The sequence below is a fragment of the Mycobacterium celatum genome, from assembly GCF_002101595.1.
Lineage (GTDB): Bacteria > Actinomycetota > Actinomycetes > Mycobacteriales > Mycobacteriaceae > Mycobacterium > Mycobacterium celatum.
On the sequence record NZ_LQOM01000040.1, the window covers coordinates 21033 to 36233 of the forward strand.

The following is a 15201-nucleotide window of genomic DNA, read 5'->3' on the forward strand; positions in this document are numbered from 1 at the left end:
CTCCGCCCACACCGTGGCCAGCAAAGGACTCTGGAGGAGTAGTGGACATCGTTCTTGGTGTGTCGATGGCACCAATGGCGGTCCGCATGGTGCTCGTCGAAGGCGAAGACGCCGACGGCGTCGTGGTCGAGCAAGACTGCGTTGAGGTCGGCGGCTCAGGGCCGTCGAGTGCGCCTGACCAGGTGATCGCCGCGATCCTCGGCACTCGGGAAGGCGCCGCCGAAGGCGGTTACCGGTTGATGTCGACCGGGGTGACCTGGACCGACCCCAGGGAAGTCGGCGCGTTGCGCGACGCACTGTCCACCCGCGACCTGCGAAACGTCATGCTGGTGTCCCCGCTGCTCGCCGCGGCGGCGCTGGCCCAGACCGTCGGGCACGCGCTGGGTTACGAGTACACCGCGTTGCTGTTCGTCGAGGCGGAAAGCGTCACCCTGGCCGTGGTGGACACCTCCGACGGTTCGATCGTCAACCTGCACCGCCAGCAGGTGACGTGCGCGCCGTATACCGGGCAGGCGGCCGCCGATCTGGCCACGATGGTCGAGCGCCTGGACGGGCTCGGAACACGCCCGGACGGCCTGTTCATCGTCGGCTGCGGCGTTGACATCTTCCCCATCAAGCAGCACTTGGAAGCGGCTGCCCCGATCCCGGTCAGCGTTGCCGAGGAACCGGATATGGCGCTGGCCCGCGGCGCGGCGTTGGCGTCGGCGAACGCGCCGTTGTTCGCATCGTCGACGGCCGCGCTGGCCTACGCGTTGGATCCGGGGACCGGCGAGGTGAATCGGGACGCGCTGGCGCCCGCCTACCTCGACGTGTGCGCCGACGCCGTCGTCGGCACCGGTGCCCTTGCCTACAGCGCTGTCCCGGACGACGACGACGTCCAAAGCCGGCCGCATCGGCCGCTGGTGGTGATCGGTAGCGGAGTGGCCGCACTCCTGGTTATCGGCGTTGTGGCGCTGGTGGTTTCGCTGGCCGCCGATGTCCGCCCAACGGTTGGGCAGCCGCCCAGCGCAAACGGAAACGCCGCCGTGCCCACCAAGCAAGCGCCGCCCAAGCCGCCGCCTGCCGCGGCCGCGCCATCCCCGCCGGCCGCCCCGCCACCACCGGCACCGCCGCCGTCGGCCGCGCCACCTCCGCCGGCGCCGTCGCAGGCCCCCGAAACCATCACCGCGCCGGCACCCGTGGTGCGTCAGGCGCCGCAGCGGGTGGTGAACCCGGCGCCGGTTCGCCAGTCGCCGCCACGGCAGGCACCGGCCTACGTGCCGCCGCCCGCACAGCAAGAAGCGCCGCCGCCGGCCGCGCCGCCGCCGGCCGCGCCGCCGCCGCCACCCCCGGCTGCCCCTGCGCCGCCGCCGGCTCCGCCCGCGCCGCAGATGCCGCCGATGACGATGTACCTGCACCTGCCGTTCGTCACGGTGCCGATCCCGATCAACCCACCACCGCCACCGGCGCCACCGCCGGGACCGTAGGAGCGACTGCCATGAGCGAGAACGGTCCGTTCGGATTCGACCCCGAAGACTTCGATCGAGTGATCCGGGAAGCGGGGGAGGGCCTGCGGGACGCCTTCGAGCGGTTCAGCCGGTTCCTCACCGTCCCCGGTGATCGGGCGGGATGGTCTGCGCTGTTCGAGGACCTCGCGCGGCGTTCGCGCACCGAGCCGGAAACCGCCGGCGAGGCGGGCGACGGCGTGTGGGCGATCTACACCGTCGACGCCAATGGCGGCGCGCGCGTCGAAGAGGTCTACGCGACCGAGTTGGATGCTTTGCGCGCGAACAAGAACAACACCGACCCGGCGCGCCGGGTTCGGTTCCTGCCGTACGGCATCGCCGTCAGCGTCTTGGACGATTCCGACCAGACGTCGTAACCGCACGTCGACGACATGAGCCGCGGCGCGCGGCCGGATTCGGATGCGCGGGCCCGCCGCGGCGTGATTTCATAGCACCGTTTGAGAGTTGCCCGCGCGGGTATGTACTCGTCCGGCGTTTTGGCTTTGATCGATTGGTGGTGCAAGGGATGAATCGTCGCAGCGTGATGTTGATGTTCGGGATCGGTGCCGTGGCAGCGGCAACGCCTCTCCCCAAAGCCCGGGCTCATCCGTCGCGACCAACTGCACCGGTACCTCCAGCTCCCGCCGCGCCCGCACCCGGGGCCACAACCGGGGGTTTTCTTTTCCACGACGAGTTCGACGGGCCGGCCGGGTCGGCCCCCGATCCCTCGAAATGGACGGTGTCCAACCACCGCACCCCGGTCAAAAACCCGGTCGGCTTCGACCGGCCCGAGTTCTGGGGCCAATACCGCGACAGTCGTGAAAACGTCTTTCTGGACGGCAATTCCAATCTCGTCCTGCGCGCCACACACGACGGCAACGCGTACTACGGCGGCCTGGTCAGCGGCAACTGGCGGGGAACCATCGGGACCACCTGGGAAGCGCGGATCAAACTCAACTGCCTCACCGGCGGGTGCTGGCCGGCCTGGTGGCTGTCCAACGACTTCCCCGAACGTGAGGGCGAAGTCGACGTACTCGAGTGGTACGGCAACCACGAGTGGCCGGCCGGAACCACCGTTCACGCGGATCCTTTCGGCACGGCGTTCGAAACCCACCCGATCGGCGTGGACGGCGGCTGGCATACCTGGCGAGTCACCTGGAATCAGACGGGTTTCTACTTCTGGGAAGACTATGTCGACGGCGCGGAACCGTACTTCAGCGTTCCGGCAACCGGCATCGAGGACCTGAACGATCCAATTCGCAAGTGGCCGTTCAACGACCCCGACTACAACATGTTTCCGGTGTTGAACCTTGCGGTCGGTGGCTCCGGCGGCGGCGATCCCGCGACGGGTAGCTACCCGGCCGACATGCTCATCGACTGGGTGCGCGTCTTCTAAACGGTTGTCCGCTCGCGGCCCTGCCAATATTGCTGGCGCAGATCCTTTTTCAGGATCTTGCCGGTGGGGTTGCGGGGTAACTCGTCTTTGATGTCGATGCTCTTGGGGCACTTGTAGTGTGCAAGCCGTTCGCGGGCCCATTCGATCAGCTCGGCTTCGGTTGCCTCGCCTTCCAGCGTGACCACGGCTTTCACGGACTCGCCCCAACGTTCGTCGGGTATCCCGAACACCGCGACCTCCATCACCGCGGGATGTTCGGCGAGCACTCGCTCGACCTCGATCGAGTAGATGTTCTCGCCGCCGGAGATGATCATGTCCTTGAGCCGGTCTTCGACGTAGATGTAGCCGTCGTCGTCGACCCGGCCGATGTCGCCGGTGCGGAACCAGCCGTCTTCGGTGACCGCTTCGGCCGTGGCGTCAGGCCTGTTCAGGTAGCCCTTCATCAATTGCGGTGTGCGGAACCATAATTCGCCGGGCTGGCCGGTGGGCACGTCGGCCAGCGTGTCCGGGTTGACGACTCGCACCTCGGCATTCGGGATCAGGGTGCCGGCGCTGACCAGCCGCTCGGGATGGCTTTCGTCGCGGTGCGCGTCGGGCATGAGATGGCTGATCACACCGCAGACCTCGGTCAGTCCGTAGACCTGGATGAAGTCGGTGTTCGGCCATGCCTTGAGCGCCGCGCGCAGCAGGGGCAGCGGCATCGGCGAGGCGCCGTAGCAGTACGTCTTGAGTTGGCCGAACAGCTTGATTGCATCCTCGCCGGATTCCAGAACCTTGGCCAGCACCGCAGGAACCAGGAAAGTTCGGTTGGCGCCCTGCAGGATTGCGCCGGCGAGCGACGCGCCGTCGACGTCACGGGTCATCACGCTGGGGACGCCGTCGTAGATGCCGAACTGCACGTAAGACGAGCCGCCGACGTGGAACAGCGGCATCGACACCATGTTCTTGTCACCCTCGTCGAAGTCCCACCCGTCATGCGCATTGATGGTGTGCGCCAAGACGTTTGCCTGGGTGAGCGCGACTCCCTTTGGGCGGCCGGTGGTTCCGGACGAATACATCACCATGCACACGTCGTCGGGCTCGACGTCGGCGCCCCGCTGGACGGGTGACGCAGCGGCCAGCAGCGCCTCGTATTCGTCGCCGTCGCCGCCGTGGGGCGTGACCGCGATGATGTGTTCGACTTGGGTGAGCTTGTCGCGGATCTTGTCGACCGTCGGTTTCAGCTCTGTTCCGACGATCAGCGCCTTGGCGCCGCAGTCGTTGATGACGTAGTCGAGCTCGTCGCCGGCGAGCCGGAAGTTGATGATCGCGTTCGCGGCGCCGATCGATGCCGCGGCCATCGTCAGCTCGACGCAGGCGGGGTGGTTCTTGTCGAGGAACGCCACCACGTCGCCGCGCTTGATGCCCATGTCGGTCAACGCACCGGCGAGCCGCCTGACTCGGTCGTTCCACTGCCGCCAGGTCCAGGTCCGGTCGAGGTAGGTGAAGGCCTCCGCGTCGGGCTTGGTGGCGGCCCAGTGCGTCAACCGATCGTCGAGGAAGCGGGGCTGCGGCGGCTGCTCGGTCATGCCCCTGAGCGTGCCACCTGCGCTGCGGCCGATAAACCCGTCCTGCCAAATATCGGCCTGACCTGCGCCGATGGCCGGTAGCTGGGCCGGTCCGGGCGCGGACCAAAGACGTCGTCGTGCGGCGACCGTTACCCAACGGTGACTAATCCTCCATTTGCTCGTATCCTGTTCGACCATGGGGAGGCACCGATTAGCCAAGAAGCGACGAAAGTCGTCGGCAGTCATGGCTGCAGCCATCGGCCCGGCCGCGGTCTTCTTTGCCGTTGCGGGCAGCGCCCGCCCACTGGGCGCCGGCGGCGAGGCCGCGCCAGTTGCCAACGCGCCGTATTGCCTGCAGATCGTGGCAGCAGCGCCTAACGGATTGCCGTCGGCGGGGGCCGGTGGACAAGCTGTTCCCGCCGAGTCAATGCCGGCGTCGCGATTGCGGGTGGTTCACGAGCACGCGCCGCAGGCACTGCCACCTGGAAAGGCTCCTGAGCGCGGACTGCAGGTCAAGACGATCTTGGTGGAGCGCACCATCAGCGTGATATTCCCCGAGATTCAAACCATCGGCGGCGTCCGACCGGATGCGCTGCGATGGCATCCCAACGGATTGGCGCTCGACGTGATGATTCCCAACCCCGGCAGCGACGAGGGCATCGCGCTGGGGAACCAGATCGTCGCGTTCGTGCTCCAAAACGCCGAGCGCTTCGGGATACAAGATGCGATCTGGCGCGGCACCTACTACACACCGAACGGCCCGCAGGGGTCGGGGTACGGCCACTACGACCACGTCCACATCACCACCACCGGTGGCGGATACCCCACCGGCAACGAGGTTTACATCCGCTGAGTGCGCGTCAGTCGGCTCCGCGACGCCGACCGAAGGTCACCGTTTGGAAACGGCGCGGTGCGCCGCGTTTCGTGCGCCGCACCCGATCCTCACAATTGGACGGTCGTCTAACCGCGACATCGGTATAGCTATGCAGTTCTGCTGCACCACTCGGCTGCGGAACTCTCAGAGCGCGAATATAAGGAGTCGGTGATGATGAGCTTTGATCGATTCAGCATCAAAGTCATTGCCAGCGCTGGGTTGTGGGGGGCCGCTATAGCGTTGAGTCCGGGTGCGGCAGCCGTGCCGCTGCTAACGGGCGGCGGCTACGCGTGCATGCAGGGGACGGCGGGCGATGTCGCGGCCAGCGGCCCGGCGGCGGCCGCCGGAGCCGGGGCTTCGTGCAGTCCCGCCACTGCTCCGCTCACTGACATGTCCGGGGTTCCGCTGGCCCTGCCCGGGCCGGTCGGTGCTCCCGTGGGCGCGCCGGTGCCTGCGGGCGCGCCTGTTCCGGTGGGTGCTCCCGTTCCAGTGGGTGCGCCGGTGCCTGCCGGTGCGCCGGTTCCGGCTGGTGCTCCTGTACCGGTGGCTCCGGTGGTTCCGGCTGGTGCTCCGCTGATTGCGCTCGGGGGTGCGCCGGCGGGTGCTCCGCTTGTCGACATGTCCGGGACCTATGCGGGCAAGGGTGACCCGGCGGGTCCGGCGCCGGCCGGCGGGCCGGTGCCCGGCCAGCCCGTTGCGCCCGGTCCTTCGGACGCCGCCAGCTAGACCCTCAGGATTGGTTCGGCTCGGCCAGTTCCTGCAGAAAATGCGGCATTCGGCCGGCGCCGAAGTCGTAGTAGCGGACCCAGTGCGGCGTGATCGCAATTCGCGCCATCTTGTCGTACATTTCGCGGACGTTCTGCTCGAACTCGGCCACTGCCTCGGTATCCATGGATTTCCTGGCCGCGGCGAGGTACTCCTCGACCGGGCCGTCGACGATCTCGATGCTCGCCTGCCCGCGTACCGAAAGCGCTCGCGCCTGGTCGGGAGTGTCGCCGGTGTCGATGGCCAGCGCAACGGCCGGGCGAACTGACAGCGCCGCGACCTTCGGTGCGGTTGACGCTGTGGCGATAACGAATTGCGTGCCAGTCCAAAAGAATCCGACCGGAACTACCCGCGGTGTCTCGTCCTTCCCGATGTAGGCGAGGTGGGCGGCCGAGGTGGACGCGAGCAATTCCTGCGCGCCGGGCGTGGACAGTTCGTCATCGATCTGCTGCCGGTCCATCGTGATCTCCTGGCCGTTATCTGACCGGCTTGCTCCGATCTTGACGAGAGTAAAACACCTGCAGTGCAGGCTATCTCGGTGCAGAGCTTGGTGGGGCCAGCCGCTGTGGTCGCTCTATGCCTGATTCCTGCACAATCACCGGGTCGCCGATGTTGACGGTGTTGAAGTACCACTCTGCGTCCGCGGGACTCAGGCTGATGCACCCGTGGCTGACATTCTCCAAGCCCAATGATTGGACAGCCCACGGAGCTGAATGCACGAATAGGCCGCGCCTGGTGATACGTACCGCATAATCCACCGGTATCCGATAACCGTCGGGATTGGTAACAGGGATGCCGACACTGCTCGAATCCATAATCACCGAGCGTTCTTTGGACAAGACGGTGTACGTGCCCACAGGCGTCGAGTACTCCGGCCTACCCATCGAGGCCAGCAGTACCCCCTCTTCTCCCCAGTGAGGCCGGTGGTGCGGCGCCGGTCGTGGTGGCGGCGGTCCGGCCCCCACTCCGTCGATGGTGACGGTGAAGGTGTGTTCTGCGATGTCGGCAACGCCGACGACGGTAGGGCCCGTCTTGAATTCCGTGGCCAGGCGGCCGACCGAGAGTGCGACGGTTCTGTGCGCCGGCCAGTATCGGTCGGGAACCCACTGCACCACGTTGTTGTCGAGCCATTCGAAATGGCCGGTCATCGCCGGCGCCGATTTGACCGCATTAGCACGCTCGGCAGCGGGCCGATCGGCAACGGGCGCGGTGAACGTCACCACTATTGGGTGCGCGACGCCCACAATTGCGCCGCGCGTCGGTAGAACGGATGCGACCGCGAACCGATACGACTGGCTTGTCGCCGCCAGGCTTACGTCGGCCGGCCCGGCAACCACCGTCGCAGCGGTCCCGATCAGCGCAAGAACGCATCGGACAGCCGCCCGCATGGCCCCATTCCTTTTAATTGACAAAGTTGTAATAGATGGTAGGGCTGGCATGATGGACGGAAGCACAAGGGCGCGTTAGCAATTCGGTCAAGGCTTCGTCACGTTTCGGCTACGGCGAGCGAATCCGGCGGGCAATTTGCATGTCGGGGCGAGTGGATGGGCGCAAGTACAGGAGCACAGCGCGCTGATGCCAGGCGTTTGCTGCGAGTTGTGACAACGACGTGATAGCGATGGCCTACCTACTGGTGGACCTGCGTTTGTGTACGCACTCCCGCCGGGGCCGTGATTTCGAAGCGCCGGCATGGCGCGAATGCGCTGCTCACGCCACCCTTTGACTACAACCGGACGCGCTTGTCGGTGCTGGTCGGAGAATGTTGGTGTATGACGAGCAGGAAAATGTACGACTTAGGCGACACGTCGGATGCGACAGTGGCGGTATCGGTGCGGCGACGCACAGATTGGAGGAGGCGATGACCAGGATCGCGACCCTAAGCGACGACGAACTCCGCGCGCGCCGTGACCAGCTTTTAGAACTCCTTCATGCGCGTGGCATATCGCTGGATGACCTCCGCAATCGCGCGATTCACTACTCGCTTATAGGCGACGAGCATGAACTGTGGGAACAGCTTTCATCGATTGCGTTCCTTCCGGGAGAAACAAGCGCGTAGACACACTCACGCGCCAATGCCGCTGTCCCATATCGAATTCAACGAACAGGTCACCAGCTTCGCCAGCGACGTCTCAAACGCCATCTCGGCACTGAAGAATGGCGACGCCGTGCAAGTCGAAGCCGAACTCGCGTCGGCAGACATCCGACTTCGCGCCGTCGTCAACGCCAAGGTCGACCTCTGCTCGCGCAGTGAACCAGGAGAATTTCTCGCCGAGCTTCGCGTCGACTACAAGCTGTGCGTCGACTCGTTTAGTCGCTGGCTGGCCGTCGAGCACTCATCATTCGAGCTCAAGGCCAAGGTGGACCGCACGCCCATCATCCGGTGGGATTACGGCCGAAGGTCGAGCAACCGGCCAAACTCGCACGTCCAAATCACCGCGCACCGAGGCGCGCTGTCGCACATCTTGTCCAAGCTCGATCACGACACGCCACACAGCATGGAGTCGTTGCACCGCCCGATGGGTGGCGACCGGTTTTGCCCGTGCCTCGAAGACATTATCGAGTTCTTGATCACCGACTGTGGATTCACCGGTGGCCCAAACTGGCGACCGACAGTACGCAACGGCCGCGCAAATTGGCGTCGCATACAGACCAGGGTCGCCGTACGTGACGCACCGGCCACCGCAGCGGCGGCGCTCGAAGCAATGGGCTATGTAGTGACACTACCCGCCGAGGGCGAGCCGCCCGAGCGCACCGAGAAGCTGACGGGTTGGTGAGTTCCTGCGGCGACAGCCATGTTCCTGGCCGACGTGCCTGCAGCGGTGACTGCGGCATGGATCGGGTACAAAGATGCGTCGCTGACGATGCGCCGGTATGCGCACTGTCGGGACGGCACTTTGACGGCGGCCGGGACACTTTCAACCGGGTTGTGACGACTGAGGCGTGGAATCGGACGGATCGAACAGCATCGCCCTGCTCAACATGGAGCCGATGACGGGAATCGAACCCGCGTTCTCAGCTTGGGAAGCTGATGTTCTGCCATTGAACTACATCGGCGCGATTGATCGGAAAGGCTAGCATCCAGCGCGGCGTCGCTCATCTACACCAGGGATAGCCGGGGATACGCTCGTCGCGTGCTGCTCTCCGATCGTGACCTCAGGGCCGAGATCGCCGCCGGCCGGCTGGGCATCGACCCGTTCGACGACGCGCTGGTCCAGCCGTCCAGCGTGGACGTCCGCCTGGACAGCTTGTTCCGGGTGTTCAACAACACCCGCTACACCCACATCGACCCTTCCCAGCAGCAGGACGAGCTGACCAGCCTGGTGCAGCCGGTCGACGGCGAACCGTTCGTGCTGCACCCCGGCGAGTTTGTGCTGGGGTCGACGCTGGAGCTGTGCACGTTGCCCGACGACCTGGCCGGCAGGCTGGAGGGCAAGTCGTCGCTGGGCCGGCTGGGCCTGCTGACCCACTCGACCGCGGGTTTCATCGATCCGGGTTTCAGCGGCCACATCACGCTGGAGCTCTCCAACGTCGCCAACCTTCCCATCACGCTGTGGCCGGGCATGAAGATCGGCCAGCTGTGCATCCTGCGGCTGACCAGCCCCGCCGAGCACCCCTACGGCAGCGCCCGGGCCGGGTCGAAATACCAGGGTCAGCGGGGGCCAACGCCGTCCCGCTCGTACCAGAACTTCGTCAAATCCAGCTAGTGACGGCCGCCGCTGCCAGGTTGCTCCAAGCGTTGACAGGTAGGGTCGAATCATCAGGGTCAATAGGCGCGTGTACTGCGCTGCCCGGACCACGAGCGGGTAGCAAACTACTTAGGAGGAAGTAGTGGACACCGTACTCGGTGTGTCGATGGCACCGTCGACGGTCCGCATGGTGCTGGTGGAGGGCGAGAACGCCGACGGTGTCACGATCGACCAGGACAACTTCGAGATCAGCCCCAACGGCAGGCCGGCAAACTCCGCCGCTGCCGAGCAGGTGATTTCGGCGATCCTGGGAACCCGCGAAGGCGCCACCGAAGGTGGCTATCACCTGGCCTCGGTCGGCGTGACCTGGAGTGACCAGTTCGAGGCCGCCGCACTGCGCGACGCGCTGGCCGCCCGCAAGATGGAAAACGTCATGCTGGTGTCGGCGTTTTTGGCTGCGGCGGCGCTGGCCCAGGCCGTCGGCACCGCCACCAACTACTCCCACACCGCGCTGCTGTTCATCGAGCCGGATACTGCCACCCTGGCCGTGGTCGACTCCGCCGACGGGTCCGTCTCCGAGGTGCATCGCCAGCCCCTCCCCGAGGACGACGACGAGGCGGTCGCCGCGATCACGAAGCTGGCCGCGAGTGCAGACCGCTTGGAGTCGCGACCCGAGGGCCTGTTCGTCGTGGGCTCCGGCGTGGACATCCCGTTGATCAAGCCGGCGTTGGAGGAGGCGACGACACTTCCGCTCAGCGCTCCCGAGGAGCCGGACATGGCGCTGGCCCGGGGCGCTGCGCTGGCGTCGGCCCACGCGCCGTTGTTCTCGTCGTCGACGGCAGCGCTGGCTTACGCGCAGGATCCCGGCACCGGCGCGGTGGACCCGTACGCCGTCTCTCCCGGCTACCTCGCGGCGGCTGACGTCGACTCGGGCGAGGGGGCCCTTGCCTACAGCGCCGTTCCCGACGAGGAAGCCGAGGCCTACACCGCCGAAGGTCCGGACGCCTACGTCGACCTCACCGGCGAGGAGGAGATTCTGGACTCCGGCATGCTCGACTTTCGGGTCGCAGCGGCCGAGCAGTCCAGCCGTAAGCCATTTCTGACCGCGATGAGCGTGCTGACGATCTTCGTCGTCGGCGTTGTCGCGCTTGTGATTTCGTTGGCGTTCAGCATCCGGCCGTCGGTCAACCAGCGGCCCAGCCTCAGCCAGAACGCCGTCGCCCCGACCAAGCAGGCACCCGCGCCGCCGAAGGCGCCGCCACCGCCTGCTGCGGCGCCCGCCCCGCCCAAGACGGCCGCGCCGGCACCGGCACCGGCGCCCCCGCCCGCTGCGGCACCGGCACCGGCGCCCCCGCCCGCTGCGGCCCCGGCTCCTGCACCTGCGCCAGCACCGGTGGCGGCTCCCGCTCCCGCTCCCGCACCGGCGCCCCCGCCCGCGCTGCCTCCACCGCCTCCGCCGGTTTTGCCGCAGCTGGGGCAAATTCTGGCCCCGCCGCCACCCGGGCCGCCGGTCGAACCGTGGGGCGGTGATCACGGCGGTGGCGGCTGGGGGCATGGTCGCGGTGGTGGCCGTGGCCACGGCGGAGGCCCCCCGGGCATCAAGGTTCCGCTGGCTCCCGGTCTCAACCTGGGCATCGGGTTCTAAACGCCGGGCCGCCGAAAACGGGTACTCCTGTGACCAACGCTTCGCGGCAAGGATTTGGAGGGGCAATGGAGACCGTGCTTGGTGTGTCGATGGCGCCCTCGACGGTTCGCATGGTGCTGGTCGAAGGTGAAAACGGCGACGGCGTCACCGTCGAGCAGGACGACTTCGACGTCGACGGCACCTCGGCGCCGCAGAGCGCACCGGAACAGGTGGTTTCGGCGATCCTGGGAACCCGCGAAGGCGCCGCCGAGGGCGGCTATGAGCTGCTGTCGACCGGGGTGACCTGGACTGACCAGGCGGAGGCCACCGCCCTGCGGGACGCGTTGGCCGCCCACAAGGTGGAAAACGTCATGCTCGTCTCGGCGTTCTTGGCTGCGGCGGCGCTGGCGCAGTCGGTCGGGAGTTCGGTTGGCTACGCCCGGACCGGACTGTTGTTCGTCGAACCGGACACCGCGACGATGGCCATCGTCGATTCCGCCGACGGCTCGATCACCGAGGTGCGCCGCGAGCCGCTGAAAAGCGGCGATACCGCCGGCGAATTGGCAGCTCTGGTCGCCGATATGCAGACACTGGCCTTGCGGCCGGACGGGCTGTTCATGGTCGGCTCCGGAGTCGACATCGCGCCGCTCAAACCTCAGCTGGAGGCGACGACGTCGCTGCCGGTCAATGCGCCCGAAGAGCCCGAGACGGCGCTGGCCCGCGGCGCGGCGCTGGCGTCGGCGCACGCGCCGTTGTTCTCGTCGTCGACCGCGGCGCTGGCCTACGCGCAAGACCCCGGCACAGGCGCGATCGACCCCTATGCGGTGACCCCGGGATACCGCCCCGAACTCGACGGCGTCGGCAGGCCCGACGGCGGTGAAGCGTTGGCTTACAGCGCTGTCGCGGACGACGAAGCCAACGCGCCCACCGCTTTCCGGCAGGATCTGCAAACCGGCGCATTTCCCGACTCCGGCGAGCGTAAGCGGGGACGCCGGCCCGCGGCGCTGGTGGCAACTGCGGTGGCGGCGATCTTCGTGGTCGGGGTCGTGGCGCTGGCCGTCGCGCTGCTGATGACGATGCGTCCGTCGGTCGGTGAGCGGCCGAATCCCGGGCACCCGATGGTGGTTCCGAGCAATCAGGCGCCGCCGCAGCAATCGCAGCCGGCCGCGCCTCCTCCGCCGTCTGCGGCGCCACCGGCCCCCGCGGCGCCATCCCCGGCGCCAGCCGCTCCCGCACCAGCCCCTGCAGCGCCGGCACCGGCAGCGCCCGCTCCCGCAGCCCCGGCTCCTGCTCCCGCCGCTCCGGCGCCCGCGGCTCCGGCACCGCCTGCGCCCGCTCCGGCTGCGCCCGTCCCCGTCCCAGTTCCAGTCCCCGTTGGGCCAGGCGTCGGCGGCGGCGGGATTCCCGGTATCCCCGGCGGCGGTGGCATTCCGGGCATCCCTGGCGGTGGCGGAGGCCACGGCGGCGGTGGCGGTCACGGCGGTGGCGGTCACGGCGGTGGCGGTCACGGCGGTGGCGGCGGCATCCCAGGGGTTCCGGGAATCCCCGGCATCCCGGGCCTGTAGCTCCGGGCGGTTGTGCGGTTTCATACACGACACGCCGACGCGGGCGTATGAAACCGCACAATCGACGCGGCGAAGGCCGAACGCAGCAAACTGTCATCTGGCGTTCGCCTCTCGCTTGGTAACCAGACACGGTTAGCTCGTCGCGGCCGCCTACACACGGTGTTATGCGATGCACCGTCTTCGGCACGGGCTATCTGGGTGCTACCCACGCCGCCGGGATGGCCGAATTAGGGCACGACGTCGTCGGCGTCGACATCGATCCCGGCAAAATCGCCAAGCTGGCCGGCGGTGACATCCCGTTTTACGAACCCGGACTGCGAAAGATGTTGAGCGACAACATCGCCGCGGGCCGGCTGCGGTTCACCACCGACTACGAGATGGCCGCCGAATTTGCCGACGTGCACTTCCTCGGCGTCGGAACCCCGCAAAAGAAGGGCGAATACGGCGCCGACCTGCGTCATGTCCACGCCGTCATCGACGAGTTGGTGCCACGACTGACCCGGGCAGCGGTCATCGTCGGCAAATCTACTGTGCCGGTGGGGACCGCGGCCGAACTGGCCCGGCGTGCCCGCGCCATCGCCCCGGCCGGCGTCGACGTCGAAGTGGCGTGGAACCCCGAGTTCCTGCGTGAGGGGTTCGCAGTGCACGACGCTTTGCGACCTGATCGCATTGTCCTTGGCGTGCAAGAAGATTCGATGCGTGCCGAAGCCGCGGTGCGCGAACTGTACGCGCCGCTACTGGAGGCCGGCGTGCCGTTCCTGGTGACCGACCTGCAAACCGCCGAATTGGTCAAGGTGTCCGCCAACGCTTTTCTGGCGACCAAGATCTCGTTCATCAACGCGGTCGCCGAGGTGTGCGAGGCCGCTGGCGCAGACGTGACGATGCTGGCCGACGCGCTCGGGCACGACCCGCGTATCGGGCGTCGATGCCTCAACGCCGGCTTGGGTTTCGGTGGCGGCTGCCTGCCCAAGGACATTCGGGCTTTCATGGCGCGCGCCGGCGAGCTGGGCGCCAACCAGGCGCTGACGTTCTTACGCGAGGTCGACAACATCAACATGCGCCGACGCACTCGGATGGTCGAGTTGGCCACCACCGCGTGCGGCGGCTCGCTGCTGGGCGCCAACATCGCGGTGCTCGGCGCCGCGTTCAAACCCGAGTCCGACGACGTGCGTGACTCGCCTGCGCTCAACGTCGCCGGGCAGCTACAGCTCAACGGCGCCGCGGTCAACGTCTACGACCCCAAGGCCCTGGACAACGCGCACCGCGTGTTTCCCACCCTCAACTACGCGGTGTCGGTGGCCGAGGCGTGCGAGCGCGCCGACGCCGTGCTGGTACTCACCGAATGGCGCGAATTCGTCGACCTCGACCCCGACGAGCTTGCTGATCAGGTGCGCGCCAAGGTGATTGTCGACGGTCGCAACTGTCTGGACGTCGCCCGCTGGCAGCAAGCGGGTTGGCGGGTGTATTGCCTGGGGCGGCGCGTAGCCTGACCGCGTGGAGTACGCGGCAGCATTGCTCGAGCAAAATCAGGCCTTCGGTGACGTGATCCGCAACGCCGACCCGTCAACACCGGTGCCGACCTGCCCGGACTGGACCCTCCAGCAGTTGTTCCGCCACGTCGGCCGCGGGGACCGCTGGGCGGCGCAGATCGTCCGCGACCGGGCCGACCACTATCTCGACCCGCGCAGTGTCGAGGGTGGTAAGCCGCCGCCGGATCCCGACGACGCCATCTCCTGGCTGCACGGCGGCGCGCAGCTGCTCATCGATGCCGTCGAGCAAGCCGGTGCGGAAACCCCGGTGTGGACCTTCCTGGGGCCGCGCCCGGCGAAGTGGTGGATTCGCCGCCGGGTGCACGAGGTCGCCGTCCACCGGGCCGACGCCGCACTGGCGCTCGGCCTCGACTACGCTCTCCAGCCTGAGCTGGCCGCCGACGCCATCACCGAATGGCTGGAGCGGGCGACGCTCCAAGCCGGCAGTGACGGCGCGTCGTTGCCGATCGAAGACGGTCAGAGCATGCATCTGCACGCCACCGACGACGGGCTCGGCGAGGCCGGCGAGTGGACCGTCCGCGTCGACGCCGGCGCGATCAGCTGGTCACACGACCACGGCAAGGGCACGGTAGCGCTGCGCGGGCCCGCCACCGACCTGCTGTTGGCCGTCACTCGTCGAGTTGCGGTCGCCGACACCGATATCGCGGTGTTCGGCGATGCCGCGGTGTGGCAGAAGTGGCTCGACCACACGCCGTTCTGAGCGGCGCGGT

At 67.4% G+C, this 15201-nt stretch carries 15 protein-coding genes and 1 tRNA gene; 12 read left to right on the plus strand and 4 right to left on the minus strand.

Going from position 1 to position 15201, the window contains the following annotated elements; translation table 11 throughout:
* The first annotated feature begins 41 nt into the window (after positions 1-41).
* From AWB95_RS17925 to AWB95_RS17935, 3 genes are all read left to right on the plus strand, one after another.
* On the plus strand, positions 42-1466 hold the full coding sequence (locus tag AWB95_RS17925; protein ID WP_085168479.1) for a DUF7159 family protein: 1425 nt from the start codon (positions 42-44) through the stop codon (positions 1464-1466).
* Positions 1467-1477: 11 nt separating this feature from the next.
* Positions 1478-1861 (plus strand): hypothetical protein, encoded by a 384-nt coding sequence (locus AWB95_RS17930; RefSeq protein ID WP_062540757.1) that lies wholly within the window; start codon positions 1478-1480, stop codon positions 1859-1861.
* A 149-nt stretch (positions 1862-2010) separates the two neighbouring features.
* Positions 2011-2880, plus strand: a complete 870-nt coding sequence (locus AWB95_RS17935; RefSeq protein ID WP_373280792.1) for a glycoside hydrolase family 16 protein — start codon at positions 2011-2013, stop codon at positions 2878-2880.
* On the opposite strand, the gene AWB95_RS17940 is transcribed toward AWB95_RS17935, so the two are convergent.
* Positions 2877-4448: a long-chain-fatty-acid--CoA ligase gene (locus tag AWB95_RS17940; RefSeq protein ID WP_062540759.1), complete on the minus strand. Its 1572-nt coding sequence runs from the start codon at positions 4446-4448 to the stop codon at positions 2877-2879. The genes AWB95_RS17935 and AWB95_RS17940 overlap by 4 nt on opposite strands.
* Positions 4449-4623: 175 nt before the next feature.
* On the opposite strand from AWB95_RS17940, the gene AWB95_RS17945 reads away from it, so the two are divergent.
* Positions 4624-5280: a VldE C-terminal domain-containing protein gene (locus AWB95_RS17945; RefSeq protein ID WP_062540760.1), complete on the plus strand. Its 657-nt coding sequence runs from the start codon at positions 4624-4626 to the stop codon at positions 5278-5280.
* 192 nt (positions 5281-5472) lie between these two features.
* Positions 5473-6027: a hypothetical protein gene (locus AWB95_RS17950; protein WP_085168480.1), complete on the plus strand. Its 555-nt coding sequence runs from the start codon at positions 5473-5475 to the stop codon at positions 6025-6027.
* Positions 6028-6031: 4 nt separating this feature from the next.
* Here AWB95_RS17950 and AWB95_RS17955 read toward each other — a convergent pair whose 3' ends face one another.
* Complete coding sequence (locus tag AWB95_RS17955; RefSeq protein ID WP_062539711.1) at positions 6032-6526, minus strand: pyridoxamine 5'-phosphate oxidase family protein; 495 nt, start codon at positions 6524-6526, stop codon at positions 6032-6034.
* Between the two features lie 70 nt (positions 6527-6596).
* Entirely contained in the window at positions 6597-7454 is an 858-nt protein-coding gene (locus AWB95_RS17960; protein ID WP_062539712.1) for a L,D-transpeptidase, read from the minus strand.
* Positions 7455-7924: 470 nt separating this feature from the next.
* Here AWB95_RS17960 and AWB95_RS23515 point away from each other — a divergent pair, with 470 nt between their 5' ends.
* Positions 7925-8122, plus strand: coding sequence for a hypothetical protein (locus AWB95_RS23515; RefSeq protein WP_084707083.1), 198 nt, complete (start codon positions 7925-7927; stop codon positions 8120-8122).
* Between the two features lie 16 nt (positions 8123-8138).
* Positions 8139-8840, plus strand: a complete 702-nt coding sequence (locus AWB95_RS17970; RefSeq protein ID WP_232315654.1) for a hypothetical protein — start codon at positions 8139-8141, stop codon at positions 8838-8840.
* A 206-nt stretch (positions 8841-9046) separates the two neighbouring features.
* On the opposite strand, the gene AWB95_RS17975 is transcribed toward AWB95_RS17970, so the two are convergent.
* Positions 9047-9120 (minus strand) — tRNA-Gly (locus AWB95_RS17975).
* 77 nt (positions 9121-9197) lie between these two features.
* Between AWB95_RS17975 and dcd the strand changes: the two genes are divergently transcribed.
* The 5 genes from dcd (at position 9198) to AWB95_RS18000 (ending at position 15191) form a co-directional block, all read left to right on the plus strand.
* Positions 9198-9770 carry a dCTP deaminase gene (dcd, locus tag AWB95_RS17980; protein WP_062539713.1) on the plus strand — a complete coding sequence of 191 codons (573 nt, stop codon included), beginning with the start codon at positions 9198-9200 and terminating at the stop codon, positions 9768-9770.
* A 124-nt stretch (positions 9771-9894) separates the two neighbouring features.
* A complete protein-coding gene (locus tag AWB95_RS17985; protein ID WP_428838835.1) occupies positions 9895-11397 on the plus strand; it encodes a DUF7159 family protein in 1503 nt (500 codons plus the stop codon).
* Positions 11398-11462: 65 nt separating this feature from the next.
* Positions 11463-12941: a DUF7159 family protein gene (locus AWB95_RS17990; protein ID WP_169714707.1), complete on the plus strand. Its 1479-nt coding sequence runs from the start codon at positions 11463-11465 to the stop codon at positions 12939-12941.
* 164 nt (positions 12942-13105) lie between these two features.
* Entirely contained in the window at positions 13106-14431 is a 1326-nt protein-coding gene (locus AWB95_RS17995; protein ID WP_062539204.1) for a UDP-glucose dehydrogenase family protein, read from the plus strand.
* Between the two features lie 4 nt (positions 14432-14435).
* A complete protein-coding gene (locus AWB95_RS18000) occupies positions 14436-15191 on the plus strand; it encodes a maleylpyruvate isomerase family mycothiol-dependent enzyme (RefSeq protein WP_062539205.1) in 756 nt (251 codons plus the stop codon).
* Positions 15192-15201 lie beyond the last annotated feature (10 nt).

Coding starts and splice junctions, on each gene's coding strand:
- AWB95_RS17955 (WP_062539711.1), bottom strand. CDS start 6,526: ATGGACCGGCAGCAGATCGATGACGAACTGTCCACGCCCGGCGCGCAG.
- AWB95_RS17995 (WP_062539204.1), top strand. CDS start 13,106: ATGCGATGCACCGTCTTCGGCACGGGCTATCTGGGTGCTACCCACGCC.
- AWB95_RS17940 (WP_062540759.1), bottom strand. CDS start 4,448: ATGACCGAGCAGCCGCCGCAGCCCCGCTTCCTCGACGATCGGTTGACG.
- AWB95_RS17930 (WP_062540757.1), top strand. CDS start 1,478: ATGAGCGAGAACGGTCCGTTCGGATTCGACCCCGAAGACTTCGATCGA.
- AWB95_RS17935 (WP_373280792.1), top strand. CDS start 2,011: ATGAATCGTCGCAGCGTGATGTTGATGTTCGGGATCGGTGCCGTGGCA.
- AWB95_RS17945 (WP_062540760.1), top strand. CDS start 4,624: ATGGGGAGGCACCGATTAGCCAAGAAGCGACGAAAGTCGTCGGCAGTC.
- AWB95_RS17990 (WP_169714707.1), top strand. CDS start 11,463: ATGGAGACCGTGCTTGGTGTGTCGATGGCGCCCTCGACGGTTCGCATG.
- AWB95_RS23515 (WP_084707083.1), top strand. CDS start 7,925: ATGACCAGGATCGCGACCCTAAGCGACGACGAACTCCGCGCGCGCCGT.
- AWB95_RS17950 (WP_085168480.1), top strand. CDS start 5,473: ATGATGAGCTTTGATCGATTCAGCATCAAAGTCATTGCCAGCGCTGGG.
- AWB95_RS17970 (WP_232315654.1), top strand. CDS start 8,139: ATGCCGCTGTCCCATATCGAATTCAACGAACAGGTCACCAGCTTCGCC.
- AWB95_RS17960 (WP_062539712.1), bottom strand. CDS start 7,454: ATGCGGGCGGCTGTCCGATGCGTTCTTGCGCTGATCGGGACCGCTGCG.